The 25,222-nt window shown below is 62.6% G+C and carries 23 protein-coding genes, 4 tRNA genes and 1 pseudogene; 8 read left to right on the forward strand and 20 right to left on the reverse strand.

Features of this window, described 5'->3' with window-relative positions; genetic code table 11:
• Positions 1–54: 54 nt before the first annotated feature.
• From rpoB to ACLF6L_RS12895, 12 genes are all read right to left on the reverse strand, one after another.
• The gene (rpoB, locus tag ACLF6L_RS12840) at positions 55–4,137 is read right to left on the reverse strand and encodes a DNA-directed RNA polymerase subunit beta (protein ID WP_238616158.1); all 4,083 of its coding nucleotides are present in this window, start codon (positions 4,135–4,137) and stop codon (positions 55–57) included.
• 141 nt (positions 4,138–4,278) lie between these two features.
• Positions 4,279–4,656 (reverse strand): 50S ribosomal protein L7/L12, encoded by a 378-nt coding sequence (gene rplL, locus ACLF6L_RS12845; RefSeq protein WP_090202975.1) that lies wholly within the window; start codon positions 4,654–4,656, stop codon positions 4,279–4,281.
• A gap of 48 nt (positions 4,657–4,704) precedes the next feature.
• A complete protein-coding gene (gene rplJ / locus ACLF6L_RS12850; protein WP_238616512.1) occupies positions 4,705–5,229 on the reverse strand; it encodes a 50S ribosomal protein L10 in 525 nt (174 codons plus the stop codon).
• A 282-nt stretch (positions 5,230–5,511) separates the two neighbouring features.
• On the reverse strand, positions 5,512–6,207 hold the full coding sequence (gene rplA / locus ACLF6L_RS12855; RefSeq protein WP_238616159.1) for a 50S ribosomal protein L1: 696 nt from the start codon (positions 6,205–6,207) through the stop codon (positions 5,512–5,514).
• 1 nt (position 6,208) lies between these two features.
• Positions 6,209–6,640 carry a 50S ribosomal protein L11 gene (gene rplK, locus ACLF6L_RS12860; protein ID WP_200176780.1) on the reverse strand — a complete coding sequence of 144 codons (432 nt, stop codon included), beginning with the start codon at positions 6,638–6,640 and terminating at the stop codon, positions 6,209–6,211.
• Between the two features lie 108 nt (positions 6,641–6,748).
• Positions 6,749–7,282, reverse strand: coding sequence for a transcription termination/antitermination protein NusG (gene nusG, locus ACLF6L_RS12865; RefSeq protein WP_238616160.1), 534 nt, complete (start codon positions 7,280–7,282; stop codon positions 6,749–6,751).
• 17 nt (positions 7,283–7,299) lie between these two features.
• Positions 7,300–7,668 carry a preprotein translocase subunit SecE gene (gene secE / locus ACLF6L_RS12870; protein ID WP_238616161.1) on the reverse strand — a complete coding sequence of 123 codons (369 nt, stop codon included), beginning with the start codon at positions 7,666–7,668 and terminating at the stop codon, positions 7,300–7,302.
• A 45-nt stretch (positions 7,669–7,713) separates the two neighbouring features.
• Positions 7,714–7,789: transfer RNA gene (locus ACLF6L_RS12875), tRNA-Trp, on the reverse strand.
• Positions 7,790–7,920: 131 nt separating this feature from the next.
• Positions 7,921–9,111: an elongation factor Tu gene (tuf, locus tag ACLF6L_RS12880; protein ID WP_200176777.1), complete on the reverse strand. Its 1,191-nt coding sequence runs from the start codon at positions 9,109–9,111 to the stop codon at positions 7,921–7,923.
• A 49-nt stretch (positions 9,112–9,160) separates the two neighbouring features.
• Positions 9,161–9,236, reverse strand: a tRNA-Thr gene (locus tag ACLF6L_RS12885).
• A 21-nt stretch (positions 9,237–9,257) separates the two neighbouring features.
• Positions 9,258–9,331, reverse strand: a tRNA-Gly gene (locus tag ACLF6L_RS12890).
• 156 nt (positions 9,332–9,487) lie between these two features.
• Positions 9,488–9,572, reverse strand: a tRNA-Tyr gene (locus ACLF6L_RS12895).
• 204 nt (positions 9,573–9,776) lie between these two features.
• On the opposite strand from ACLF6L_RS12895, the gene ACLF6L_RS12900 reads away from it, so the two are divergent.
• Both ACLF6L_RS12900 and galE read left to right on the forward strand, forming a co-directional pair.
• Positions 9,777–11,114, forward strand: a complete 1,338-nt coding sequence (locus ACLF6L_RS12900; RefSeq protein ID WP_238616162.1) for a UDP-glucose dehydrogenase family protein — start codon at positions 9,777–9,779, stop codon at positions 11,112–11,114.
• Between the two features lie 15 nt (positions 11,115–11,129).
• Positions 11,130–12,113 carry a UDP-glucose 4-epimerase GalE gene (gene galE, locus ACLF6L_RS12905; RefSeq protein WP_238616163.1) on the forward strand — a complete coding sequence of 328 codons (984 nt, stop codon included), beginning with the start codon at positions 11,130–11,132 and terminating at the stop codon, positions 12,111–12,113.
• Between the two features lie 30 nt (positions 12,114–12,143).
• On the opposite strand, the gene ACLF6L_RS12910 is transcribed toward galE, so the two are convergent.
• Genes ACLF6L_RS12910 through ACLF6L_RS12925 form a run of 4 tightly spaced genes read right to left on the reverse strand, consistent with a single transcriptional unit; the run spans position 12,144 to position 15,184 of the window.
• Positions 12,144–13,232 carry a nucleotidyltransferase family protein gene (locus tag ACLF6L_RS12910; RefSeq protein WP_238616164.1) on the reverse strand — a complete coding sequence of 363 codons (1,089 nt, stop codon included), beginning with the start codon at positions 13,230–13,232 and terminating at the stop codon, positions 12,144–12,146.
• Positions 13,219–14,121, reverse strand: a complete 903-nt coding sequence (locus ACLF6L_RS12915) for an HprK-related kinase A (protein ID WP_238616165.1) — start codon at positions 14,119–14,121, stop codon at positions 13,219–13,221. The genes ACLF6L_RS12910 and ACLF6L_RS12915 overlap by 14 nt, the downstream gene beginning before the upstream one ends.
• Positions 14,122–14,144: 23 nt before the next feature.
• On the reverse strand, positions 14,145–14,402 hold the full coding sequence (locus ACLF6L_RS12920) for a hypothetical protein (RefSeq protein ID WP_008933290.1): 258 nt from the start codon (positions 14,400–14,402) through the stop codon (positions 14,145–14,147).
• Positions 14,403–14,455: 53 nt separating this feature from the next.
• Positions 14,456–15,184, reverse strand: coding sequence for a hypothetical protein (locus tag ACLF6L_RS12925; protein ID WP_238616167.1), 729 nt, complete (start codon positions 15,182–15,184; stop codon positions 14,456–14,458).
• A gap of 679 nt (positions 15,185–15,863) precedes the next feature.
• Here ACLF6L_RS12925 and ACLF6L_RS12930 point away from each other — a divergent pair.
• Complete coding sequence (locus ACLF6L_RS12930) at positions 15,864–16,064, forward strand: hypothetical protein (protein WP_238616168.1); 201 nt, start codon at positions 15,864–15,866, stop codon at positions 16,062–16,064.
• A gap of 99 nt (positions 16,065–16,163) precedes the next feature.
• Here the strand turns inward: ACLF6L_RS12930 and ACLF6L_RS12935 are convergent, their stop codons facing one another.
• Positions 16,164–16,892, reverse strand: a complete 729-nt coding sequence (locus tag ACLF6L_RS12935) for a S1C family serine protease (RefSeq protein ID WP_238616513.1) — start codon at positions 16,890–16,892, stop codon at positions 16,164–16,166.
• A gap of 158 nt (positions 16,893–17,050) precedes the next feature.
• Between ACLF6L_RS12935 and ACLF6L_RS12940 the strand changes: the two genes are divergently transcribed.
• The 4 genes and pseudogenes from ACLF6L_RS12940 to ACLF6L_RS12955 all read left to right on the forward strand — a co-directional run.
• Positions 17,051–18,658 (forward strand): acyl-CoA ligase (AMP-forming), exosortase A system-associated, encoded by a 1,608-nt coding sequence (locus ACLF6L_RS12940; protein ID WP_412852791.1) that lies wholly within the window; start codon positions 17,051–17,053, stop codon positions 18,656–18,658.
• Entirely contained in the window at positions 18,655–19,890 is a 1,236-nt protein-coding gene (locus tag ACLF6L_RS12945; protein ID WP_412851806.1) for a pyridoxal-dependent decarboxylase, exosortase A system-associated, read from the forward strand. The genes ACLF6L_RS12940 and ACLF6L_RS12945 overlap by 4 nt, the downstream gene beginning before the upstream one ends.
• A gap of 26 nt (positions 19,891–19,916) precedes the next feature.
• Positions 19,917–20,348, forward strand: a complete 432-nt coding sequence (locus ACLF6L_RS12950) for a nucleotidyltransferase substrate binding protein (RefSeq protein ID WP_412851807.1) — start codon at positions 19,917–19,919, stop codon at positions 20,346–20,348.
• Positions 20,332–20,580 (forward strand): annotated as a pseudogene (locus tag ACLF6L_RS12955) (nucleotidyltransferase family protein); the annotation flags it as partial. The gene ACLF6L_RS12950 and the pseudogene ACLF6L_RS12955, both read left to right, overlap by 17 nt.
• Before the next feature lie 25 nt (positions 20,581–20,605).
• Here ACLF6L_RS12955 and ACLF6L_RS12960 read toward each other — a convergent pair.
• Positions 20,606–22,051: a VanZ family protein gene (locus ACLF6L_RS12960; protein ID WP_412851808.1), complete on the reverse strand. Its 1,446-nt coding sequence runs from the start codon at positions 22,049–22,051 to the stop codon at positions 20,606–20,608.
• A gap of 332 nt (positions 22,052–22,383) precedes the next feature.
• Between ACLF6L_RS12960 and wecB the strand changes: the two genes are divergently transcribed.
• Positions 22,384–23,520, forward strand: a complete 1,137-nt coding sequence (gene wecB / locus ACLF6L_RS12965) for a non-hydrolyzing UDP-N-acetylglucosamine 2-epimerase (RefSeq protein WP_412851809.1) — start codon at positions 22,384–22,386, stop codon at positions 23,518–23,520.
• Here the strand turns inward: wecB and ACLF6L_RS12970 are convergent.
• Positions 23,492–24,391, reverse strand: a complete 900-nt coding sequence (locus ACLF6L_RS12970) for a hydrolase 1, exosortase A system-associated (RefSeq protein WP_412851810.1) — start codon at positions 24,389–24,391, stop codon at positions 23,492–23,494. The genes wecB and ACLF6L_RS12970 overlap by 29 nt on opposite strands.
• Positions 24,388–25,221 (reverse strand): hydrolase 2, exosortase A system-associated, encoded by an 834-nt coding sequence (locus tag ACLF6L_RS12975; protein WP_412851811.1) that lies wholly within the window; start codon positions 25,219–25,221, stop codon positions 24,388–24,390. Before ACLF6L_RS12975 ends, ACLF6L_RS12970 begins: the two co-directional genes overlap by 4 nt.
• Position 25,222 lies beyond the last annotated feature (1 nt).

The following is a 25,222-nucleotide window of genomic DNA, read 5'->3' on the forward strand; positions in this document are numbered from 1 at the left end:
CCTGATTGCCCGACGGGGCGGACGGAAGGTCCGCCCCCGTCATGTGGTCCTGGCTCAGTCCTGCTCCAGTTCGATATTGATGGCCAGCGAACGGATTTCCTTCATGAGTACGTTGAAGGACTCGGGAATATTCGCTTCCATCCGGTGATCGCCGTCGACGATGTTCTTGTACATCTTGTTGCGGCCCTGTACGTCATCCGACTTCACGGTCAACATTTCCTGCAGTGTATAGGCGGCGCCGTAGGCCTCCAGGGCCCAGACTTCCATCTCCCCGAAGCGCTGGCCGCCGAACTGGGCCTTGCCGCCCAGCGGCTGCTGGGTGACCAGGCTGTACGGACCGGTGGAACGGGCGTGCATCTTGTCGTCCACCAGGTGGTTCAGCTTCAGCATGTGCATGTAGCCCACGGTGACCGGACGATCGAAAGAATCGCCGGTACGGCCGTCGAACAGGGTGGTCTGACCGGTTTCCGGCAGATCCGCCAGCTTGAGCATGTGCTTGATCTCATGCTCTTCGGCACCGTCGAACACCGGAGTGGCCATGGGCACGCCGCGACGCAGGCGCTTGGCCAGCTCGATGACTTCCTCGTCGGTGAGCTGGGACAGGTCTTCCTTGATGTTCTTGGGATCATGGTTGTAGACCTGATCCAGGAACCGGCGCAGCTCGTCCACCTGGGCCTTGGCATCGATCATGCGACCGATCTTCTGACCCAGGCCCTTGGCGGCCCACCCCAGGTGGGTCTCCAGCACCTGCCCCACGTTCATGCGCGACGGCACGCCCAGGGGGTTGAGCACGATATCCACCGGAGTGCCGTCATCCAGGTAAGGCATGTCTTCCATCGGTACGATCATGGACACCACACCCTTGTTACCGTGGCGGCCGGCCATCTTGTCACCGGGCTGCATGCGACGCTTCACGGCCAGGTAGACCTTGACCATCTTCAGCACGCCCGGGGCCAGATCGTCACCGGCGGTGAGCTTGGCCTTCTGCTCCTTGAAGCGCTTCTCGAAGGCGTCATGCTGCAGCTTGAGCTGATCCTGCATCAGTTCCAGCTGTTCGTTGACTTCCTCGCTGCGCATGCGGATCTCGAACCACTTCTCGCGAGGCAGTTCGCTCAGATAGGTGCGGGTCACCTTGGCGCCATCCTTCAGGCCGCCGGGGCCACCAGCCGCCAGCTTGCCGGAGAGCAGCTTCTCCACGCGGTCGTAGATGTCGTCCTCGTAGATGCGCAGCTGGTCCTTGAGATCCTTGCGGACGGATTCCAGGGCCATTTCCTCGATCTGCAGGGCACGCTTGTCCTTCTCCACGCCGTCGCGGGTGAAGACGCGCACGTCGATCACGGTGCCCTCGATGCCGGAAGAGACACGCAGGCTGGTGTCCTTCACGTCCGAGGCCTTCTCGCCGAAGATGGCGCGCAGCAGCTTCTCTTCCGGGGTCAGCTGGGTCTCGCCCTTGGGCGTGACCTTGCCCACCAGGATGTCACCCGGCTTCACCTCCGCACCCACGTAGACGATGCCCGACTCATCCAGCTTGGACAGCAGACCCTCGGACACGTTGGGGATGTCGGCACTGATCTCCTCCGGCCCCAGCTTGGTGTCCCGGGCCACACAGGTGAGTTCCTCGATATGGATCGAGGTAAAGCGGTCTTCCTGCACCACCCGCTCGGAGATGAGGATGGAATCCTCGAAGTTGTAGCCATTCCAGGGCATGAAGGCCACCAGCATGTTCTGGCCCAGGGCCAGTTCGCCCAGATCCGTCGAGGAACCGTCGGCGATCACGTCACCGCGGGCGATGACGTCACCGACACGGACCAGCGGACGCTGGTTGATGCAGGTGTTCTGGTTGGAACGGGTGTACTTGATGAAGTTGTAGATGTCCACACCGGGTTCGCCGGCTTCGGTCTCGTCGTCGTTGACGCGCACCACCACGCGGGCCGCGTCCACGGAGTCCACCACCCCGCCGCGACGGGCCACGATGGAAGAACCGGAGTCGATGGCCACGGTACGCTCGATGCCGGTGCCCACCACCGGGGTCTCGGCACGCAGACAAGGCACCGCCTGACGCTGCATGTTGGAACCCATAAGGGCGCGGTTGGCGTCGTCATGCTCCAGGAACGGAATCAGCGCCGCCGCCACGGAGACGATCTGCTTGGGCGAGATGTCCATGCACTGGATCTTGTCCGGGGTGGACATGGTGAACTCGTTCTGGAATCGGCAGGACACCAGTTCGTCCACCAGGTTGCCGGACTCGTCCAGGGTGGCGTTCGCCTGGGCGATGACGTAGTTGCCTTCCTCGATGGCCGACAGATACAGAATCTCCTCGGTCACCTTGCCGTCCACCACCCGGCGGTACGGGGTTTCCAAAAAGCCGTAGCGGTTGGTGCGGGCGTACACGGCCAGAGAGTTGATCAGACCGATGTTCGGACCTTCCGGGGTCTCGATGGGGCAGACGCGACCATAGTGGGTGGGATGCACGTCACGGACTTCGAAGCCCGCCCGCTCGCGGGTCAGACCGCCGGGACCCAGGGCGGAGATACGCCGCTTGTGGGTGACCTCCGACAGCGGGTTGTTCTGGTCCATGAACTGGGAGAGCTGGCTGGAGCCGAAGAATTCCTTCACCGCCGCCGCCACCGGCTTGGCGTTGATCAGTTCCTGGGGCATCAGACCTTCGCTCTCGGCCACGCTCAGGCGTTCCTTCACGGCCCGCTCCACGCGCACCAGGCCGACGCGGAAGACGTTCTCCGCCATCTCGCCCACGCTACGCACGCGACGGTTGCCCAGGTGGTCGATGTCGTCCACATGGCCGTTGCCGTTACGGATGTCGATCAGGACCTTGATCACGTCCAGGATGTCGTTGTTGTCCAGCACGCCGGGGCCGATTTCTTCCTCGCGGCCGACGCGGCGGTTGAACTTCATGCGACCCACGGCGGAAAGATCGTACCGGTCTTCGCTGAAGAACAGGCTCTGGAACAGATTCTCGGCGGCATCCTTGGTCGGCGGCTCACCCGGACGCATCATCCGGTAGATCTCCACCTGGGCCTCCAGCTGGGAACGCGTGGTGTCAATGCGCAGGGTGCTGGAGATGTAGGGACCGTGATCCAGATCGTTGGTGTAGAGGGTACGGAAGGTCTTGGTGCCGGAACGACGGATCTTCTCCAGCATGTCGGGCGTGAGCTCGTCGTTGGCATTGGCCACCAGCTCGCCGCTGTCCTCGTCGACGATGGTATGGGCCAGGATCTTGCCCACCAGGAACTCGGCCGGCACTTCCAGGGACTTCAGCTCGGCCTGCTCCATCTGGCGCACGTGGCGGGCAGTGATGCGACGGCCGGATTCCACCAGCAACTGGTCGCCCACATAGATGTCAAAGGCCGCCGTCTCGCCACGCAGGCGCTCCGGGACCAGTTCCATCTCGAAACCTTCCTTGAGGATCTTGACCGTATTGGTCTCGAAGAAGGTTTCCAGGATGTCTTCTTCCTCCATGCCCAGGGCACGGAGCAGCACCGTCGCGGGCAGCTTGCGGCGACGGTCGATACGCACAAAGATGGCGTCCTTGGGATCAAACTCGAAGTCCAGCCAGGAGCCGCGGTAGGGAATCACGCGGGCATTGAACAGGAGTTTGCCGGAACTGTGGGTCTTGCCCTTGTCGTGGTCGAAGAACACGCCGGGGGACCGATGCAGCTGGGACACGATCACGCGCTCGGTACCATTGATCACAAAGGTACCGTTCTCGGTCATGAGCGGCAGTTCGCCCATGTAGACTTCCTGCTCCTTGATGTCCTTGACCACACGGGAGCCCGCCGGGGCTTCCTTGTCGTAGATCACCAGGCGCAGCAGCACACGCAGCGGAGCGGCGTAGGTCATCCCCCGCAGCTGGCATTCCTTCACATCAAATACGGGATCACCCAAGCGGTAGCTGACGTATTCCAGTTCCACGGACCCGGAATAACTCACGATCGGGAACACCGACTTGAAGGCGGCGTGCAGGCCTACCTCATCGCGGCCCTGACGGGGCTCGCTCATCTGCAGAAACTGACGGTAGGAATCAATCTGCGTGGCCAGCAGATAGGGGACATCGAGGATCTGGGGCCGTTTGCCGAAATCCTTGCGGATGCGCTTCTTCTCGGTGTAGCTATAAGCCATTGTGATTCCTCACACTAGAATCGACACGCCACCCTTGTGTGCGGGGTGAAGTGGAGCAAGCAGCAAGAGGCCGGCGGTGCATCACCGCCAGCCCCCGGGTGTCACGCGACCAGGTCGCGAAACAAAGACCAGACCAACGCCTTACTTGAGTTCGACGCTGGCGCCGGCTTCTTCCAGTTCCTTCTTGATCTTTTCGGCTTCTTCCTTGTTCACGCCTTCCTTCACGGTGGCGGGAGCGGATTCGACCATGTCCTTGGCTTCCTTCAGACCCAGACCGGTCAGGCCGCGGATGACCTTGATCACGTTGACCTTGTTGGCGCCGAAGCTGGTCATGACGACGTCGAACTCGTCCTTGACCTCGGCAGCGGCTTCGCCACCGGCGGCGGCGACGGGGGCGGCGGCCACGGCAGCGGCAGCGCTCACGCCGAACTTCTCTTCCATCGCGGAAATCAGATCAACGATTTCCAGGACGGTCATGTTGGAAATGGTTTCCAGGATTTCTTCTTTCGAAACAGCCATGGTTAACTCCTAAGAGGGTGTGATACCCGATTCGGTTCAAAAATGTACTCAGGCAGCCGCCTGTTTCTGGTCGCGAATGGCGGCCACAGTGCGAACGAACTTGCCCGGGACTTCGTTGAGGGTGCGCGCGAACTTGTCGAGCGGCGCCTTCATGACAGCCATGAGCAGGCTGATGGCCTGATCGCGGGTCGGCATGCTGGCCAGACGATCCAGTTCGCCCGGACCCAGCAGCTGTCCACCCACGGACACCATCTTGCACTCCAGCTTCGCGTGGTTCTTGGCAAAGTCCTTGACCAGTCTTGCAGCGGCACCCGGATCTTCCTGGGAGAAGGCCAGGACCAGAGGTCCGACCATGCCTTCCTGCATGCACTGGAAATCGGTCCCCTCGACCGCACGACGGGCAAGGGAGTTCTTCACCACCCGCAGGTAGACGCCGGACTCACGCGCTTTCTTGCGCAGTTCGGTCATCTCGCCCACGGAGAGCCCGCGATATTCGGCCGCAACGGCCGAATGAGCGCTGGCGGCCACCGCAGCGACCTCAGAGACAATCGCCTTCTTGTCTTCGAGATTCAGTGCCACGGATATACCTCCTGTTTGACGTCAAGGGCATGCGCCGATGACGCTGAGTGATAAAGCCGGAGGCCGGGCCTCCGACTACCTTTACGGCGTACCCTCAGCAGGAAGAACCTGAATCGGGAGACACCGTCTGCGCAGGCGGACCTGAAACTTCCATTAAGTCCCGGCAACCGGGACGCCTGCGGTCTTGGACGGATACCGGCTTGCGCCGGCAGTCCCACCCAAACTTAAACATTTAAACGTCCTTCCCCCCCGCGGGGGGAGAAGGACTTGAAGCCATTACAGCGCCAGCGAACCCTGATCCACCGGCACGCCGGGGCCCATGGTGGTGGAAACGGTCACCCGCTTCATGTACACACCCTTGGCGGCGGACGGCTTGGCCTTCATCAGATCACCCAGCAACGCCATCAGGTTTTCTTCCAGCGCCTTGGGCTCAAAGCTCACGTTGCCGATGGTGCAGTGGATGATGCCGCCCTTGTCGGTGCGATAGCGCACCTGACCGGCCTTGGCATTCTTCACCGCGCCGGCCACGTCGGCGGCCACCGTCCCCACCTTGGGGTTCGGCATCAGGCCGCGGGGGCCCAGGATCTGGCCCAGCTGGCCCACCACGCGCATGGCGTCGGGGCTGGCGATCACCACGTCAAAGTTCAGATTGCCGGCCTTCACCTCGGCGGCCAGATCATCCATGCCCACGATGTCGGCACCGGCTTCGCGGGCGGCGTCGGCATTGGCACCCTGGGTGAACACGGCCACGCGCACGGTCTTGCCGGTGCCGTTGGGCAGCACGGTGGAACCACGCACCACTTGGTCGGACTTACGCGGGTCCACACCCAGGTTCACGGCCACGTCCACGGATTCACTGAACTTGGCGGAAGCCGTGTCCTTCAGCAGTTGAAGGGCTTCGGACACCGGATACATCTTGCCCGGCTCGACCTTCTCGCGGATCGCCCGCATGCGCTTGCTCAGCTTTGCCATCTCACACGCCCTCCACGTCAAGACCCATACTGCGCGCACTGCCGGCGATGGAACGCACGGCGGCGTCCAGATCCGCGGCGGTCAGGTCGGGCATCTTGGTACGGGCAACCTCTTCCACCTGCTCACGGGTCACCTTGCCCACCTTGACGGTGTTGGGGGTGGCGGAACCCTTGGGCACACCGGCAGCCTTGCGCAGCAGCACGGAAGCCGGCGGGGTCTTGGTGATAAAGGTGAAGGAACGGTCGGAATAGACGGTGATCACCACGGGAATCGGCAGACCCGGCTCCAGATTCTGGGTCTGGGCATTAAAGGCCTTACAGAATTCCATGATGTTCACACCGCGCTGACCCAGCGCGGGGCCGACGGGCGGACTGGGGTTGGCCTTACCAGCGGCCACCTGAAGCTTGATGTAAGCTTCGATCTTCTTAGCCATGACATGAACTCCTGAGTGTGGGTGCTAGCGCCTTTCGGCTCCCCTGAGGAAAAGCGGCAGGACCCGGGGCTCCCCGGGTCCTGCCGCGATTCGGTGATTCCAACAGACCTAGACTTTCTCGACCTGATGAAACTCCAGCTCCACGGGCGTGGAGCGGCCAAAAATCTGCACAGCCACCAGCAGGCGGTTCTTGTCGTAGTTCACCTCTTCGACGACGGCATTGAAGTCGTTGAAGGGGCCGTCGGTCACCCGGACCACTTCTCCGGGCTCGAACAAGACCTTGGGACGCGGCTTCTCCGCGCCCTCCTGCATGCGCTGCAGAATGACATCGGCTTCCTTATCGGAAATGGGCGTGGGACGATCGGCATTGGCGCCGATGAAACCCAGCACCTTGGGCACGCTCTTCACGAGGTGCCAGGTGTCTTCGTCCATCTCCATCTGGACCAGGACATACCCGGGGAAGAACTTGCGCTCACTCTTGCGCTTTTGTCCGTCGCGCATCTCCACCACTTCCTCGGTGGGCACGAGGATGTCCCCGAACTTGTCCTGCATGTCGAAACGGGCAATGCGCTCCTTGAGGGAGCGCTTCACCTGATTCTCGAAACCGGAATATGCATGCACGACATACCAACGCAGGGCCATCTTGACTTCCTAATTGCTCAGCGGATGAATTCGCGAATCGACCACCCCAGCAGCATGTCGATCAGCCACAGCATGATCGCCACGAGGATAGTCACAGCCAGGACGACCAGAGAGGTCTGCAGGGTCTCGACCCGGGTGGGCCAGACCATCTTGCGCACTTCCGTGCGCGAATCCTGGAGGAACCCAGCCAGCGCCCGACCCTTGGCGGTAGTGAACACGATGCCCACCGCCACCCCGCTGATTGCCAGCAGGCCAAGAACGCGGAAGAGCGTCGACCCGTCCGAGAACCAATAAAAGCCGATGACGCCCGCCACCAGCAGCCCAACGGCTACCAGCAGCTTGACGGTGTCGAAACCGGCACCTTCTACTTCCGCTTTACCTGCCATGGGATAGAACTTGACCCGGTTGCAATCGCAACTGCCTGCGAGAGATGGCAGGCCAGGAGGGACTCGAACCCCCAACCTGCGGTTTTGGAGACCGCTGCTCTGCCAATTGAGCTACTGGCCTGTAACAACCGATACAAACGAATTGCTTTTTCGATTCAAACCCGGCGCCTGATTTCAGGCGCCGGACTCAAGCCGATGCAGCCAGACGATTGTATCGCCTCGGCGGATGATTCCGCCAGTACTTCTTACTGCTTACTCGATGATCTTGGCGACCACGCCGGCACCGACGGTACGGCCACCTTCACGGATCGCGAAGCGCAGACCGTCTTCCATCGCGATCGGCGCGATCAGGGATACGGTCATCTTCACGTTGTCACCCGGCATCACCATCTCGATGCCTTCCGGCAGATCGCAGGAACCGGTCACGTCCGTGGTACGGAAGTAGAACTGCGGACGGTAGCCGTTGAAGAACGGGGTATGACGACCACCCTCTTCCTTCGACAGCACGTACACTTCCGCTTCGAACTTGGTGTGCGGGGTGATGGAGCCGCTCTTGCACAGCACCTGACCACGCTCCACCTCGTCACGCTTGGTGCCGCGCAGCAGCACGCCCACGTTGTCACCCGCCTGACCCTGATCCAGCAGCTTGCGGAACATTTCCACGCCGGTCACGGTGGTCTTGATGGTGTCGCGGATACCCACGATGGAGACTTCGTCACCCACCTTCACGATGCCGCGCTCGATACGACCAGTCACCACGGTACCACGACCGGAGATGGAGAACACATCTTCCACCGGCATCAGGAACGCGCCGTCGATGGCACGCTCCGGCTCCGGAATGTACTCGTCCAGGGCCGCAATCAGCTTGTCGATGGCCGGCATGCCGATGTCGGAGGTGTCGCCTTCCAGCGCCTTGAGCGCGGAACCCACGATGATCGGGGTGTCGTCGCCAGGGAAGTCGTAGCTCGACAGCAGGTCGCGCACTTCCATCTCCACCAGCTCCAGCAGCTCGGCGTCGTCCACCATGTCGGCCTTGTTCAGGAACACGACGATGTAGGGCACGCCCACCTGACGGGCCAGCAGGATGTGCTCACGGGTCTGAGGCATCGGGCCGTCGGCCGCGGACACCACCAGGATCGCGCCGTCCATCTGCGCCGCACCGGTGATCATGTTCTTCACATAGTCGGCGTGGCCGGGGCAGTCCACGTGGGCATAGTGACGATTGTCGGACTCGTACTCCACGTGCGCGGTGGCAATGGTGATACCACGAGCGCGCTCTTCCGGGGCGTTGTCGATCTGGTCGTAGGCACGGGCCTCACCACCAAACTTCTTCGCCTGAACCACCGTCAGCGCCGCCGTCAGCGTGGTCTTGCCATGGTCAACGTGACCAATGGTGCCCACGTTCACGTGCGGCTTCTTACGCTCGAATTTTTCCTTCGACATGGTCTAGCACCCCGGTTGAAGTTCTTGCTTTACACAAAAAGATATACGTTGGAGCCCATAACCGGACTTGAACCGGTGACCTCTTCCTTACCAAGGAAGTGCTCTACCGACTGAGCTATATGGGCCGGACTCATTCACTATGCTGTTGGAGCGGGTGATGGGAATCGAACCCACATCATCAGCTTGGAAGGCTGAGGTTCTACCATTGAACTACACCCGCGGAACCCCGCACTGCCGGCAGCGCCACTCAGTCGCCTTGCCGGCACCCGCCCGCTCGAAGCGGCACACGGGACGCCAAGTAAAACACCTCACCTTCCCTGACTCAGGAAGGAATCCCGGCGCTCACATTTTCGGTTGAACGCCGGAACCAGAAATCTGGTGGAGGGGGAAGGATTCGAACCTTCGAAGGCTGAGCCAGCAGATTTACAGTCTGCCCCCTTTGACCGCTCGGGAACCCCTCCAGGGGTGAAAGCCGGTGATTATTCGCATGCGAGACCCTTCTGTCAAGCATTAATTTCGATTGAAGTGAAATTCCCGCAATGGCGGTGAATGTCCCGGGGAAGTGGCGCGGGGAAGGGAGCGCTTCCTTAATGAAGTCATCACGGGCCTTTGCTACGATGCCCGTTTCATCCAGCAAGATCCATCATCAGGGGATATCGCACGACATGAAGGTCACCATTTACGGCTCCGGCTACGTAGGACTGGTCACGGGCGCCTGCCTGGCGGAAGTGGGCAACCACGTCCTGTGCGTGGACATCGACCCCGACAAGATCGAACGCCTCAAGCGCGGCGAGATCCCCATCTACGAGCCCGGCCTGGATGACCTGGTGGCCGAAAACGCCGCCACCGGCCGCCTCGCCTTCACCCTGGACCCGGCGGAAGGCGTCAAACACGGCCTGTTCCAATTCATCGCCGTGGGCACCCCGCCCGACGAGGACGGCTCCGCCGACCTGAGCCATGTACTGGCCGTGGCCCGCGCCATCGCCGACAACATGAGCGAATACCGCATCGTGGTGAACAAGTCCACCGTCCCCGTGGGCACCGCCGACAAGGTCAAGGCAGCCATCACCGACACCCTGGCCCAACGCGGCTCCCAGGTGGACTTCGACGTGGTCTCCAACCCGGAATTCCTCAAGGAAGGGGCCGCCATCGACGACTTCATGAAGCCCGACCGCATCATCGTCGGCACCGACAACCCGCGCACCGCCGAACTCATGCGCGCCCTCTATGCCCCCTTCAACCGCAACCATGACCGGGTCATGGCCATGGACATCCGCTCGGCGGAACTCACCAAATACGCCGCCAACGCCATGCTGGCCACCAAGATCAGCTTCATGAACGAACTGGCCAACCTGGCGGAAAAACTGGGCGCCGACATCGAGCATGTGCGCCAGGGTATCGGCTCCGACCCGCGCATCGGCTACCACTTCATCTATCCCGGCTGCGGCTACGGCGGCTCCTGCTTTCCCAAGGACGTGAAGGCCCTGGAACGCACCGCCCGCCAAGTGGGTTTCAAGGCCCAGCTGCTGGCCGCCGTGGAGGATGTGAACGAGCGCCAGAAGGAACGCCTGTTCGACAAGATCCGCACCCACTTCAACGGCGACCTCAAGGGCCGCACCATCGCCCTGTGGGGCCTTTCCTTCAAGCCCAACACGGACGACATGCGCGAGGCCTCCAGCCGTACCCTGATGGAAGCCCTGTGGGATGCCGGCGTCCATGTCCGTGCCCATGATCCGGTGGCCATGGAGGAATGCACCCGCCTCTACGGCGAGCGCCCGGACCTGACCCTGTACGAAGATCACGAAGAAGCCCTGGCGGGCGCCGACGCCCTGGCCATCGTCACCGAGTGGAATGTGTTCCGCAGCCCGGACTTCGACCTGATCCGCAAGCAGCTCAAGACCCCGACCATCTTTGACGGTCGCAACCTCTACGAGCCGCGACACCTGGAAGACATGGGGTTTGCCTATTACGCCATCGGCCGAGGCCGGTCCATCCAGGCCTGAGCCCGAGGGATCACCATGTCAAACAAACCCATCCTGGTCACCGGCGGCGCCGGCTACATCGGCAGCCACACCGCCCTGATGCTGGCCGAGGCCGGTGAACGCGTCATCGTCCTGGACAACCTCTCCACCGGCTTCGCCGACGCCGTCACCCAGGGCGAACTGATCATCGGCGATGTCGCCGACAAGGCGCTGGTCAGCCGCATCCTGCACGAGCATGACATCGACACCGTCATGCACTTCGCCGCCCACACCATCGTCCCCGAATCCGTCGCCGACCCGCTCAAGTACTACGGCAACAACACCTGCGGCACCCGCAACCTGCTGGAATGCTGCGCCCGGGCCGGCGTCAAGCATTTTGTCTTCTCCTCCACCGCCGCCGTCTACGGCATCCCCCACGACGGCATCGCCCGGGAAGACAGCCCTACCGCCCCCATCAACCCCTACGGCACTTCCAAGCTCATGAGCGAATGGATGCTCAGGGATCTCTCCGCCGCCGGCGAAATGCGCCACGTCATCCTGCGCTACTTCAATGTCGCCGGCTCCGACCCGCAAGGTCGCATCGGCCAGTCCACCGCAAAGGCCACCCTGCTGGTCAAGGTGGCCTGCGAAGCCGCCGTGGGCAAGCGTGCCCATGTCTCCATCTTCGGTACCGACTACCCCACCCCCGACGGCACCGGCGTGCGCGACTACATCCACGTCAGCGATCTGGCGGCCGCCCACCTCAAGGCCCTGGAACACCTCCGCGCCGGAGGCGAATCAGACACCTTCAACGTGGGCTACGGCCACGGCCTGAGCGTCAGGGAAGTGCTGGATGCGGTGGAGCGCCTGAACGGCAAGCCGCTGGACATCCGGGAAGAACCGCGCCGCCCCGGCGACCCGCCCAGCCTGGTGGCCGCGGCGGACCGAATCCGCGCCACACTGGGCTGGACCCCGCGGCACGACGACCTGGCGTTCATCGTTCGCACCTCGCTGGAGTGGGAACGGGCGCCGCGCTACTAAGAAGAAACAGGCCCGGCGATGAACCGGGCCTCAGGACTGCCGAACAAAGGCCTTCCTGCCCAGGTGCATCACCAACAAATGAGGGGGCATTTTCTGCCAGTGCCCCCGAATGATCAGCAACCACTCACTCAAACGCCGATGGACACCCCGATCCAGGGTGTCCGAAGGGGACAGGGACATCCTCAACCCCCAGTCCAGCACCGCCCCTCCGAACCCCACTGGATAACGGCGCCGCGCCAGATCCAGCACATCTCCCGGGACAGGGGTACCCACCAGACGATCCAGGTAATGCAGCGCCATGAAAAGGGGACGCTCAAGCCCGATCTCGGCCGCCCGCAGCAGCAGGCGCCGCCAGTCCTCGTCACCCGAAAAACCCCGGATCATCCCGTCCAGATCCAACAGATCCCGGAGCCCACCGGCCATCTCGCCCTCGGAAAAGAACAGATGCGTCGCGCTGTGCAGCACCCGGTCCTCCGGCGCCAGCACCCTGAAGAAACAGCCGTCGAGGGTCATCGCGGCATCCATCAGCAAGTCCGGACGGGTCTTCAGACGGGCCGTGGGCGGCAGGATCGAATGATGGACGTCAAGGGTCGTGCCGCGACGGATATGCTGCAGCGGCGGCAATTCATGCATCCATTCACGGTAATAGCGCTGATCGTAGTCGTCATGATGACTGTTCACCCAGCCCTTGAGCATCAGCGCCGCCTCCACCCGAGGCAACGCCTCCGGCGCCACCATGATGTCGATATCACCAAACAGGCGCCCTCCGGCAAACGCCAGATCGGCCACATGGTAGGCCGCGCCCTTGAGCAGAATGACCGGCACATCCAGCCCGGACAGCGCCTCCTCGATACAGGAAAGCTCCCACCGCAGCTCCTCTGCCTGGGTATTCACCCGGGCAATGGCCCATTCCAGATGCTGACGAGGACCGATGGGCACGGACGCCAGTAATCCGCACGCCTCAAGCCCCACCGCCAACCGGCCAAGCAATCGACTCAGGCGGGCCTGCCTGATCAATACGTCCCACTGGCCGGGAGAAAGGGTCCCCAGGGATACGGGATCCAGCACCCCGGACACGAGCAGTTCCCTTGCCGAACCACGCGCGTCAGGCAGCGGCATGGATGTCCTCCACCAGCCGCATGCCCTCATCCAGGCTACCGTAGCCGATTTCGTGGCACCCGCAACGCTCCACAAGATCCGCCAACGCTTCAAAACCTTGCCGACGCAGGGCTGAAAAATTGAAGGCGCTCTCCATCAGCAGTGCAAACGCGGCAGCCTGCCCCACCCCACGATGCACGGGCCGGGCACCACGGGTGAACTTCGGAAAGATCACCGCCACCGGGGCGGCCGGACGCCGCACGGCCAGCACGCTCTCACGGGGCGGGCGCATGAGCGCCACCGAACCCTTCACGGTGTCCCGCACCGTCCCACTGAACGCATCCTCCCCCGCCAGCCCCTTGATCAGGTCGATGGAGTCATTCTTCAGACTGATCGGGCGCGCCAGCCCTTCGATGCTGAGTGCATCCAGGGCCAGTGGCGCCAGTTCATCCGACAGCAACCGCCAACCGTGATGCACCAAGCCTGCCACCAGGGTGCTCTTGCCGGAACCCGGCGGCGCGGGAATCAACAGAGCCTTGCCGCCCTTTTCCACCACGGCGGCATGCAGAATCAGGCAATCCTTCACGGCGTCATGCACGCACCAGTTAAGCCCCCATTCCAGCAACGGAAAGGCCTGCGCATGGGGCAAGGGGAAGAAAGACGAACTGCCATCCACATGGAATTCAAGCTGCCTGCCGAACCATCGCCGCAGATTGCGAGGTGGTCTCACCTCCACGTGGAAGTCGGCGAACCCTTCCAGGCTCACCGGGTGATGCCGATACATCCGCTGGACTTCATCGGCCAGGTGTTCAACGGGGGAACTCAGGCGAAAGGAAAAGCGCCCGAAATGGATAATGGCACCGGCACCGGCCACCAGCGCTCTGAAGTCACGGGCGGGGATGGCACCCACCTCAACCAACGGGAGGGAGGCCTTTATGCCGTCCGCTCCACCAACTGCATCCCCTCCAGGGTGGACATGACCTGATACAACGCTTCCTGGGTTTTGCATCGGAGATCTTCGGATCCGGAAGTTTCGGTGTCGGGGGTGCAGGACCGCAGTAATGCCATGAAATCGCCGCGCCCAGCCGCCAGATGCTCCAGCACCTCACCGTGAAAACGGGACAGCACAAAGACATCACCCGAACCCTGATGAAAGACGGCCACGCCATCATCCAGGGTTCGAACGATCACGCCCGCAGGGTGCAACCGCCAAGTGATCGCGTCTGCCCCGTCAATATCCAATGTCAATCCGGAGAGCCGTCCGAGACATCGAAAAACTCGTCGGCATCATCAATCCAGACAGTCCTTTCGTAGGTTGATTCAAGATATTGCTTCACGCGGACTTTATCCCAGAAAACCCCGGGCCTGACCTCATACCGACCAGTCGCTTCAAGCTCAGTCCACATCGATATCACTTGGACCGGAGTCAAGGGATAAGTGCCTGAAAATGTAACGGCATTCATGTATGCGGCCACAAACGCACGCGCAAGGTTGTCGGGATCACGAAACGACAGCTTCTTATGCTGATGCCTGGATACAACATCCCGGAGAGTCAACGCCTCAACCCTTGAATTCACGTCAAGAACGCTCCCTACAACCTGAAAATGCCCTGCGGATCCGAATACCTCGACAAAGAGCCTATCCAACTCGGGTGAAGACGCCCCCCTAACCCCGGCAGCATTCCCCCAGTATCCGGGGGATTTTCCACACTGCAAGTTTTCCCGATCCCCCTTGCGACCACTGGCCTTCAGCGAATCAAACCCGGAGGGTGTATCGGCGACACAGGTCCAAGCTCCCAAGGCCGGCCTGTTGACCAAGGCGAAGAGGACGGAGGTTGAGCCGGCAGCCAGAGCAAACCGTCTTCGACTGGACTGCACCCCCTGAGAGCATGAGATTCCCGAAGCCTCACCGTCAGAAGGAGGCAACATGCGGGAACGCTCATCACCGGTATCGGGTATGTTTTTGTCAGCCATCACAACCAGCCTCGCAATAGGTGGGAATTCATGGCAGCAAGGCAACAAGACGCTTCAGCCGGAAGCTACCGGGAAGGGCCAGTACCCCTCTCACTCGGACCGGCAGCATTCAGAACAACCACAACTGCGCAAGCTTACCAGAAACCTGTCCGGGCGCACCCAGGATATGGTGTCAAGCCCTACAACAAAACAATGCAACAATAAAGCCAACCCGCTCAAGCCCCGGAATCGCAGGGATATTGGGCGCAATGTAACGTGACAACACTCACAAAATCAACCTGACTTTGTAAACCAAGCCGACACCTGAATTGACGATAAACAACCGACATCACCCACATCCATGATAATGCCCACCCAAACCATAGCGGCTAACAAAAACATCATCATCGACCGTGGCGGAAAAGCATTCACTCACATCCAGCATGTAAAAAAAACCGACAAAACATCAACGCTTCACACCTAGGCTACCCAGCCAACCGGAATATCGGATTCAACTCATGGCCTACCATTGAAAACAACCCACCAGGGTCAATGCAAATCAGACTCCATGATGGTCCCATGAGAGCAGCAAAGCCCGCTTGATGCGGAAGTCCCGTCGAACCGCAAAATGCCGGCAGCTTGCTAGACTCTGAAGTTGGAGCCACCTCACCAACTCAACCCAACACAACAGGACCGGAACATGGAAAAAATCCTGGACTTCGCTGGCACCCTCATCGCTCTGCTGGGCATTGCCACCTGTCTTGCCAGCGCCGGTACCTGGCTGATGGGTGATTACTACCTGCTCGGACTGGAGTTGATCGTTATTCTCACCGGCGGCATCGGCCTGCTGGTGACCGCCATCCTGTTCAAGGTGCAGGTGCTGGTCATGCGATCGTTCTAAACCCACCCCGTCACTCCCGAGCCTGCCTCATCACGTCAGCTCCTTCCCCGTCATTCCCGCGTTCGCGGGAATGACGGGGAAGAATCGGAATGACCCATTCTAAGGCGTCAGATCCGCCTGCCGTAACAGATCCCGGATGTAGTTCCCGGGGATGGCATAACTGATGCCGCTGGGCCGATCCAGCGCCCGCTCCCGCCCCTCCTTCACAAACACCATGTTCAACACCCCCACCACCTCGCCGGTCGCGGGCCGGTACAGGGGGCTGCCGCTGTTACCGGGGTAAGCCGTGGCATCCAGCTGAAACACCGCATAGGGATCACGCAGGCGCCGGATCACCCGGGGGTCCAACTGCTGGGTGGAATGCATGGGCATGGCAACCGGCGTGATGGCGGAAACAATCCCCACATGAGTGGCCGGCACCAGCCCCAGCATGGCGCCGATGGGAAAACCGGTGAGTGCCACCGTCTCGCCTTCCCGCAGGCGGTCGGAGTTACCCAGGCGCAATGCGGGCAGAGGCGCCCCCTCGATTCTCAACAACACCAGATCCCGCAACGGGTCAGAAGCCACCCGCTCCGCCCGACGCATTTCGCCGGAATCCCCCGAACCGGGAATGAAAACCGCCAGATGCTCCCGGTTGGCCGTATCGATGGTCAGGGGAATCACATGGTCATTGGTGATCACATGACGCCCGTCGGCCACCGCAAATCCCGTCCCCATCAGATTGGCCCGGGGCGAACGGGTCGGCTGGAAAGTCCCCACCCCCACCACGGAGGGCTTGACCCGGGCGATGGCATCGGCCAACTCCGACGCCGCCACCGACAGGGGCATCACCAGCAAGAGAACCAGAATCCACCAGCCGAGAGGGCGAGAACGCGGGGATGAGCGATGATTCGTCGACAGGTTTTTCACAGCGTCCGCTCCATGATTGCGCTTGGCTTTGATTATAGACCTCCTGCAGAATGCCTGAAAAACAGCGCGAGGCCCCCATGGACAGCACCTACCTCCTGCACCATCTTCCCTTCGCCGCCGGCGAACGCAACCCGGAAGCCCCCGCCCTCACCCACGGCGACACCACCCGGACCTACGGGCACACCACCCAGGCCATCCGGGATTTTGCCGCCGCGCTGGCCTCCATCGGCCTCACTCGCGGGGAACGGGTGGCCGTCTACCTGGAAAAACGCCTGGAAACCGTCATCGGCATCTTCGGCACCAGCGCGGCGGGGGGCGTCTTCGTGCCGGTGAACCCGATTCTCAAGCCCGACCAGGTGGCCTACATCCTGCGCAACTGCAACGTGCGCATCCTGATCACCTCGCCCGCCCGCCTCGGCGGCCTGCGGGAAGCCCTGGCGGACTGCCACGATCTGCGCCACATCATCCTGACCGAAGCCCCCGGCGACATGCCCGACCTGCCCGGCGTCGCCCTCCATGGCTGGCCCGAACCGGGCGGCCACGCCGACTACCGGGAGCCGCGCATCATCGACACCGACATGGCCGCCATCCTCTACACCTCCGGCAGCACCGGCGGCCCGAAGGGGGTGGTCCTGTCCCATCGCAACATGGTCATGGGCGCCAAAAGCGTGGCCCAATACCTGGAAAACCACGCCGACGACACCCTGCTGGCCGCTCTGCCCCTGTCCTTCGACGCGGGATTTTCCCAACTCACCACCGCCTTCCATGCCGGCGCCCGAGTGGTCCTGCTCAACTATCTACTGCCCCGGGACGTACTCAAGGCCCTGGTCCGGGAACGGGTGACCGGCCTGACCGCCGTACCGCCCCTGTGGATTCAGCTCACCCAGCAGGACTGGCCCGAGGGCATCGACGAACACCTGCGCTACATCGCCAACACCGGCGGGCGCATGCCCCTGGCCACCCTGCGTCGACTGCGGGATACCCTGCCCCGCACACGCCCCTATTTAATGTATGGCCTCACCGAAGCCTTCCGCGCCACCTACCTGCCGCCGGAAGAGGTGGATCGACGCCCCGACTCCATCGGCAAGGCCATCCCCAATGCCGAAGTCCTGGTCCTGCGGGTAGACGGCAGCCCTTGCGCCCCCAACGAACCGGGAGAACTGGTCCAACGGGGCGCCCTGGTGGCCCAGGGCTACTGGAACGATCCGGACAAGACCGCCCGCCACTTCAGGCCCCTGCCCACCCTGGCCCCGGGCCGCGAGTCTGGTCTGGTTCTGCCCGAGATCGCCGTCTTCTCCGGCGACACGGTGCGATACGACGAAGACGGCTACCTCTACTTCATCGGCCGTCGGGACGAGATGATCAAGACCTCGGGCTACCGGGTCAGCCCCACGGAAGTGGAAGAAATCCTCTACGCCACCCGGCTGGTAGGCGAATGCGTGGCCTTCGGCATCCCCGACGACACCCTGGGCCAGATCATCGCCGTCATCGCCACGCCGCCGACGGCGGACACGACCCTGGATGTGGACGCCCTGCTGGCCCAATGCAAGGCCCGCATGCCCGCCTACATGGTCCCGGCCCGCATCCACGCCCATGACGGCCCCCTCCCCCGCAACCCCAACGGCAAGCTGGACCGCAAGGCGCTGGCCGGCGCATGGTCTGCGAAGGCATCGGACAACAAATGAACAAACCCGCCCCCACCCACACCCCCATGACCCAGTTCCCCGTCCGTGACGGCGAACTCACCATCGGCGGCATGCCGCTCACCCGGCTGGCCGCCCGCGTGGGGCAGACGCCCTTCTACGCCCATGACCGCGGCCTACTCACCCGGCGCGTGGCGCAACTGCGGGAACAACTCCCCCGGGGTATCCAGCTTCACTACGCCATGAAGGCCAACCCCATGCCCGTCCTGGTCTGCCACATGGCCGGCCTGGTGGACGGCATCGACGTGGCCTCGGCCGGAGAACTCAAGGTGGCCCTGGACGCCGGCGCCGATCCCGCCGACATCAGCTTTGCCGGCCCCGGCAAACAGCCGCTGGAACTGCAACAGGCCGTGGCCGCCGGCATCCTGGTCAACATCGAATCCTTCCGGGAAATCCCCCTCCTGGCCCAGGCATCGGAACAGCTGGGCCTGCCCGCCCGGGTGGCGGTACGGGTCAACCCGGACTTCGAACTCAAGAGTTCCGGCATGAAGATGGGCGGCGGCCCCAAACAGTTCGGCGTGGATGCCGAGCAGGTGCCGGACCTGCTCCAGGCCATCGGCAACGCCGGGCTGCACTTTGAAGGCTTTCACCTGTTTGCCGGCTCCCAGAACCTGCAAGCCGGCGCCATCGTCGAGGCCCAGCAAAAAAGCTTTGAACTGGCCTGCCGACTGGCCGAACACGCCCCGGCACCGATCCGGTTCCTCAACCTGGGGGGCGGCTTCGGCATCCCCTACTTCCCCGGAGAACGCCCCCTGGATCCGGCCCCCATCGGCGACAACCTGGCCACGCTCCAGGCAGAAGCGGCCCGCCGCCTGCCGGAGGCGGCACTGGTGATCGAACTGGGGCGCTACTTCGTGGGCGAGGCGGGGGTCTACGTCTGCCGCATCCTGGATCGCAAGCTCTCCCGCGGCCACCCCTACCTGGTCACCGACGGCGGCCTGCACCAGCACCTGGCGGCCTCGGGCAACTTCGGCCAGATCATCCGCAAGAACTACCCGGTGGCCATCGGCAACCGCATGGACGAAACGGAGATGGAAACCGCCTCGGTAGTCGGCCCCCTGTGTACCCCTCTGGACCTACTGGCCGACCGCATGACCCTGCCCAAGGCCCAACCCGGTGATCTGGTGGTCATCTTTCAGTCAGGGGCCTACGGCCTGACGGCCAGCCCGGAAAAATTCCTCGGGCATCCGGGCATTCCGGAAATCCTGGTCTGACCAAGCAACCAACATAGGGAAGCACCATGGATGAAACCCTGGACCTGAGTCCGCTGCAAAATGCCATCATCTCGTTTCGAGAGGCCATGGCCATCGTCAGTGACAGCACCTGGTTCCAGTCACAGGCGCCCGCGGTCAGAAACACCCTCATCGCCGGCGTCATTCAGAATTTCGAGTTTGTCTACGAACTCAGCATCAAGATGCTACGTCGACAGATGGAACTGGAAGCAGCCAGCCCTGAAGAAATCGATAAAAGCAATTTCAGAGACCTGCTGCGAAGCGGAGCCGAAAAAGGCCTGATCGGTGACGTGGAAGCCTGGTTTCAGTATCGCACTCTGCGCAACATCACGGCCCACACTTACGATCAAAAGAAAGCGGCCATCATTCTCCAGGCATGCCAGGGCTTTCTTCAGGATGCGCAACACCTGCTGGAACAGCTCAATGCCCGCAACCCATAGGCCTCCCATCGACATCGAGCCCCGTCACTGGGCAATCGTGTCCGACATCCTTTGCCGGCACCTGCCGGACACGGAAGTCAGGGCCTTCGGTTCCAGGGTCACCGGCAGGACCAAACCCTATTCGGACCTGGATCTACTCATCATGCCCAGAACGCCCATAAGCCTGCGACACCTGGGCTTGCTCCAGGAGGCCTTCAGCGAATCCGAGTTGCCCTGGAAGGTTGACCTTGTGGACGGCTCCACCATCAGCGACACATTCAGACTCGCCATCGTCCCCCAGTCCATCCGGATTCACCCCCCCGAACAAACCCCGGATCCGGTGGCTCAATCCCTGGAAAATCCGTCACCGGCCTCACTGAACGAGGGCGCTCCGGGGCAGGATAATCCCGAATCCCCCGCAAGCCCCACCAGACCGCCCCACAGGCCTGCCAGCCCACCCAGGCCGCCGCCGCCGCAATCCAGACACTCGTAGGATCCGGCCTCAGCCCCGCCATGAACAGCTTGCCCGACTCCATCACGACGGCCAGCGTCATCGCCAACGCAACAGCGACCCATGGACCACCCAAGGGTGTGACGCCCCACGGCCCCCAACGCCACAGCCACATCATGATGCCCACGGGGGCATACATCATCAGATGCAGCAGCACACTGCCGATTGCCGCCGCCTCGGGCACCACATAGTGATACCAGAACGGCAAGAATCGCATCGATTCCAGCTTGGCCGATACCTCCCCCGCCTCCAGAACAAACCCCTTTCCGCCCAGATTGAGCAACACCATGAGCGCCAGGTAAGGGATCAACGAAAGCATCACCACCGGCCGCGCCCGATGGCGCAGCCGGCCCGGACTGAAATGCCCGCGCCACACAAACAGCCCGATCCCCAGAAGCACCCCCAGCGCCCTGGAAAGGGCAGATCCACCCTCGGCAATGCCGGAAATCGTCAGAAACTGCCCGATTTCCACCCACACGCCAAACATCATTGCGGCAACCACGGACAGGAAGAATCTCCCCCAGCCCGAGACAGCCGCAAAATGCTCCCTCATCCACCACCCCACCAAGATACCGACAGGCAGGGTCATCACCACAATCATGCTCCGCAGCACCCACCAGCGCAGGCCCGCATCCTCAGAGACGGGCGCCCGCCAAAGCCCCCAGCCATTGGATTCCAGCTTACCCACCCACTCCTGCCAGGAAACGATGAAATCCAGCGGCAACCAGGCAAACAGCACATAGGCCACCCCATAGATCACCAACCCTCTTCGCAACGCGGTCAACCCACCCTGGCGCAGCGTCGCCAACCACCGGCGTCCCGGCCCCGACAATCCATACCATGCCAGCACGCCCACCACGCCACCAATGAAGTTGCCGCTCATATCCAGCAGGGACGGCTCTCGCCGGGGCAACCAGAACTGCAGGAACTCCACCATCGCCGTGGTCGCCAGGGCCAGCAGGACCACGAACAGCCCCACCAGGCAACGCCCCAGGAAACCGCGCACATAACCGGACAACCAGGCCGTCCAGAACAGTCCCAGAGGCACAAACATCAGGATGTTGGACACCCACTGCTGCCGCGCCGAGGCACGCATTTGCGGGACATCCAGACTGGTGAAATGTGCCCAGGCCTGGGCAACACTCTGGTTACCGAAATCAAACGGCATCAAGGTGGCATAGAGCACCGCCAGGAGTGACAACCAGGCAGCCACCGCAAAATTAACTCCCTTTCGAGGCACGTCAGCCAATGGAGATCTCCATCCAAAATATCATGATCGGGCGGTCGTCCGAATATATGGCAGAACATCCCATATCCGTTTACGCTGAACCTGTTGTTCCGAATCGACAGGCCACCCAACCAGCGGCACTTTTCTCATCTGGAGCATAATTACAAATTCAGCCCAAGACAGCGACCTGCCTACAGCGCACCCAGCTAAGGACCACCGCCCGTCGCCGAAAAATCCCTGTCGGGTTAAGCTACCATCCTTGCGCCATGGGACATCTCGAACTGCCTGACCCGGGCGCCCAAAGCCAAGGAGACCTCATGTCGTCCATCCGCCCCATCCTCTGCGTCGTCGGCGCCCGCCCCAATTTCATGAAGATCGCCCCCATCATGCGGGCCTTCGCCGCGGCAGAGATACCGGCCCTGCTCCTGCATACCGGTCAGCACTACGATGCCGACATGAATGACGCCTTCTTCCGCGATCTGGGCATCCCCCACCCGGACATCAACCTGGAAGTCGGCTCGGGCACCCACGCCCAGCAGACCGCGGAGATCATGCGTCGGGTGGAACCGGTCCTGGATCAGCATCAGCCCGCCGCCATCCTGGTGGTGGGTGATGTCAACTCCACCATCGCCTGCGCCCTGGTGGCCGCCAAGAAAGGCGTCCCCGTCATCCACGTGGAGGCCGGGCTGCGCAGCCGGGATCGCACCATGCCCGAAGAAATCAACCGGGTCCTGACCGACCAGATCTCCGACCTGCTCTTCACCACCGAGCGCAGCGCCCTGGACAATCTGAAACAGGAAGGCATTGACCCGGAGCGGGTGCATTTCGTCGGCAACGTGATGATCGACACCCTGCACTACAACCTGCGCCAGGCCATACCGGCGTCAGACACCCTAAAGGCCCAGGGCCTGGATGCCGGACTCATCGACTCACCCGCAGGCTATGCCCTGCTCACCCTGCACCGCCCCTCCAATGTGGATGACCGGACCGTGCTGACCGGCATCACGGACTGCATCAACCGCATCGCCCGTGATCTTGATCTGCCCATCATCTTTCCCATTCACCCGCGCACCCGTGGCCGTCTGATGGAATTCGGCCTGCTGGACACCCTGGACCCCCGTCGCGTCCTGTGCACCCCGCCCCTGGGGTATCTGCAACTGCTGGGCCTGATGCGGGAGGCCCGCCTGGTCCTCACCGACTCCGGCGGCATACAGGAAGAAACCACCGCCCTGGGCATTCCCTGCATCACCCTGCGCCACAACACCGAGCGGCCCATCACCGTCACGGAGGGCACCAACACCCTGGTGGGCAACCAACCGGAAGCCATCATGGGAGCCGTCACCCAGGCGCTGGCACAACCGGCAAAGTCCGGACGCATCCCCGAATACTGGGACGGCAAGGCCGCGGAACGTATCGCCGCCGTACTCAAGGGGTGGTCGCCGGATCGGACGTAGGCACACGCGCTGCCGGGGGTGGCGGCGGATCCTGCAGGGCATGCAGCCAGCGCAGGGTGCTTGCCGCCACCTGATCCCGCCACTGCGCGCGGGAAAACGTGTGATCGGCCCCCTCGATGTGCATCACCACCCCCTGCCGCAGCAATGAAGACCAGACCGGGTCCTGTTCAACGACCCGCTCAAACCGGCGGGCCACCAGATCACGGCCACTGAGCAACCACAGTACCGGCCGCTTCGACCGCAACACGGCGTCCCGCAGTTGCCCGGACAGGGAAGCACCGGTTTCTACCCCATCACCGCGTCTGAACACACGCTGACACAGGCCCAGCAACTCACCACCGGATCGGTGCCAGGACACCCGCCCACGCCACACCTTGCGCCAGAACCCCCGATCAAGAAAACGCCTCAGATAATAGTGCTTCAACACCACCCCGGCATCCTCCCCCACCTCACCCAGCCAGGGATTCAGCAACACCAGCCCGGCTACCCGGGCATCCTTGGGGGCATAGACACCTGCTGCCCAGGCACCATCACACAACCCCCAGAGCACCACCTGCCGTACCCGCGGCACCGCCTTCAGCAAGGCATCCACCGCGGCCCGGATATCGTCGTCCACCGACTCAAACCCGCGCGATTCGCCCGTGGCATCCCCACAGCCACGAAAATCAAAGCGCAGACAGGCAAACCCGGCACCGGCCAGATACCGGGACAACAATAGAAACTGGCGATGACTCCCCACCCGATACTGGGGGCCACCCACCACCACGATCACCCCCACATCGCCGACCGGCCCATCCGGCACCGCCGCCACCCCCAGCAACTCATCATCACCGCAGGGAAAACACAGCGCCCGCTCGGTAAACGCACTCACCGGACTGCCTCCAGCGACTTCAGAAAATTCAGAGACCCATCACACAAGGCGGGTGCCACCATGATCTCCCGTGACTGCCAGAACCGAGGACCATCCACCGCCGACACCCATACCGGCACCTCCAGCGCCCGCCATGCCTGCGCCAGACGCTGGACACCTCGCCCCGGCACGCCGCCGGCGGCCACCTCCAACAACCCCACCGGAGCCTGAAACCCCTCCGGTAGCACCAACTCGGCAGCCGACAGCCCCGCCGCCAGCGCCGGCCCAAGAGAATATCCCGCCACTTCCACCCCCTCACCAGTTTCCAGCGCCAGCCTGAGCGACTCAACTACTCCCGAGGCCTCTCCGCCCTCCAGCATCCCGGCCATGGCCCTGAGCCGCAAGAACTCGTTCAACTGCCGCTGCCCCTGCGTCACCGGTTGCCAGAAAAGCAAAGGCACCGATCTCTCGGTGCCCTTCAACCAGTCCGCCACCAGCAATGCGCCCGCCCGCAAGGACCACAACACCCGGGGACCGGCACAGTCCGCGTCCATCCACGCCCAGGCCCTGTCCAGATCCTCAAGCCAGGAATCCCAGTGTGCCTCCCCGAAGTCTCCGGCACTGTCGCCGCAGCCATGGAGATCCATCTGCAGGACCACCCAACCTGCTCGGGCAAAGGACCGTGCCGCCAGACCGATCATGCGGCGGGACGTATTCAGTTCCTCGGCAAAAGCCGGGACATGAATGATCCCGCCAACAGGACACCCCTCGGGTCGGGTCACCAGACAAAAGCGCCGTCCGGTACCGCGCCCCAGAAAAAAGGCCTCCCGCTGCATGGCCAACGCCCTCACA

This window comes from Ectothiorhodospira shaposhnikovii (assembly GCF_047222355.1).
In the GTDB taxonomy this organism is placed as follows: Bacteria; Pseudomonadota; Gammaproteobacteria; order Ectothiorhodospirales; family Ectothiorhodospiraceae; genus Ectothiorhodospira.

Coding starts and splice junctions, on each gene's coding strand:
- rpoB (WP_238616158.1), bottom strand. CDS start 4,137: ATGGCTTATAGCTACACCGAGAAGAAGCGCATCCGCAAGGATTTCGGC.
- rplL (WP_090202975.1), bottom strand. CDS start 4,656: ATGGCTGTTTCGAAAGAAGAAATCCTGGAAACCATTTCCAACATGACC.
- rplA (WP_238616159.1), bottom strand. CDS start 6,207: ATGGCAAAGCTGAGCAAGCGCATGCGGGCGATCCGCGAGAAGGTCGAG.
- rplK (WP_200176780.1), bottom strand. CDS start 6,640: ATGGCTAAGAAGATCGAAGCTTACATCAAGCTTCAGGTGGCCGCTGGT.
- nusG (WP_238616160.1), bottom strand. CDS start 7,282: ATGGCCCTGCGTTGGTATGTCGTGCATGCATATTCCGGTTTCGAGAAT.
- secE (WP_238616161.1), bottom strand. CDS start 7,668: ATGGCAGGTAAAGCGGAAGTAGAAGGTGCCGGTTTCGACACCGTCAAG.
- tuf (WP_200176777.1), bottom strand. CDS start 9,111: ATGTCGAAGGAAAAATTCGAGCGTAAGAAGCCGCACGTGAACGTGGGC.
- ACLF6L_RS12900 (WP_238616162.1), top strand. CDS start 9,777: ATGAAGGTCACCATTTACGGCTCCGGCTACGTAGGACTGGTCACGGGC.
- galE (WP_238616163.1), top strand. CDS start 11,130: ATGTCAAACAAACCCATCCTGGTCACCGGCGGCGCCGGCTACATCGGC.
- ACLF6L_RS12910 (WP_238616164.1), bottom strand. CDS start 13,232: ATGCCGCTGCCTGACGCGCGTGGTTCGGCAAGGGAACTGCTCGTGTCC.
- ACLF6L_RS12925 (WP_238616167.1), bottom strand. CDS start 15,184: ATGGCTGACAAAAACATACCCGATACCGGTGATGAGCGTTCCCGCATG.
- ACLF6L_RS12930 (WP_238616168.1), top strand. CDS start 15,864: ATGGAAAAAATCCTGGACTTCGCTGGCACCCTCATCGCTCTGCTGGGC.
- ACLF6L_RS12935 (WP_238616513.1), bottom strand. CDS start 16,892: ATGCCCCTGTCGGTGGCGGCGTCGGAGTTGGCCGATGCCATCGCCCGG.
- ACLF6L_RS12940 (WP_412852791.1), top strand. CDS start 17,051: ATGGACAGCACCTACCTCCTGCACCATCTTCCCTTCGCCGCCGGCGAA.
- ACLF6L_RS12945 (WP_412851806.1), top strand. CDS start 18,655: ATGAACAAACCCGCCCCCACCCACACCCCCATGACCCAGTTCCCCGTC.
- ACLF6L_RS12950 (WP_412851807.1), top strand. CDS start 19,917: ATGGATGAAACCCTGGACCTGAGTCCGCTGCAAAATGCCATCATCTCG.
- wecB (WP_412851809.1), top strand. CDS start 22,384: ATGTCGTCCATCCGCCCCATCCTCTGCGTCGTCGGCGCCCGCCCCAAT.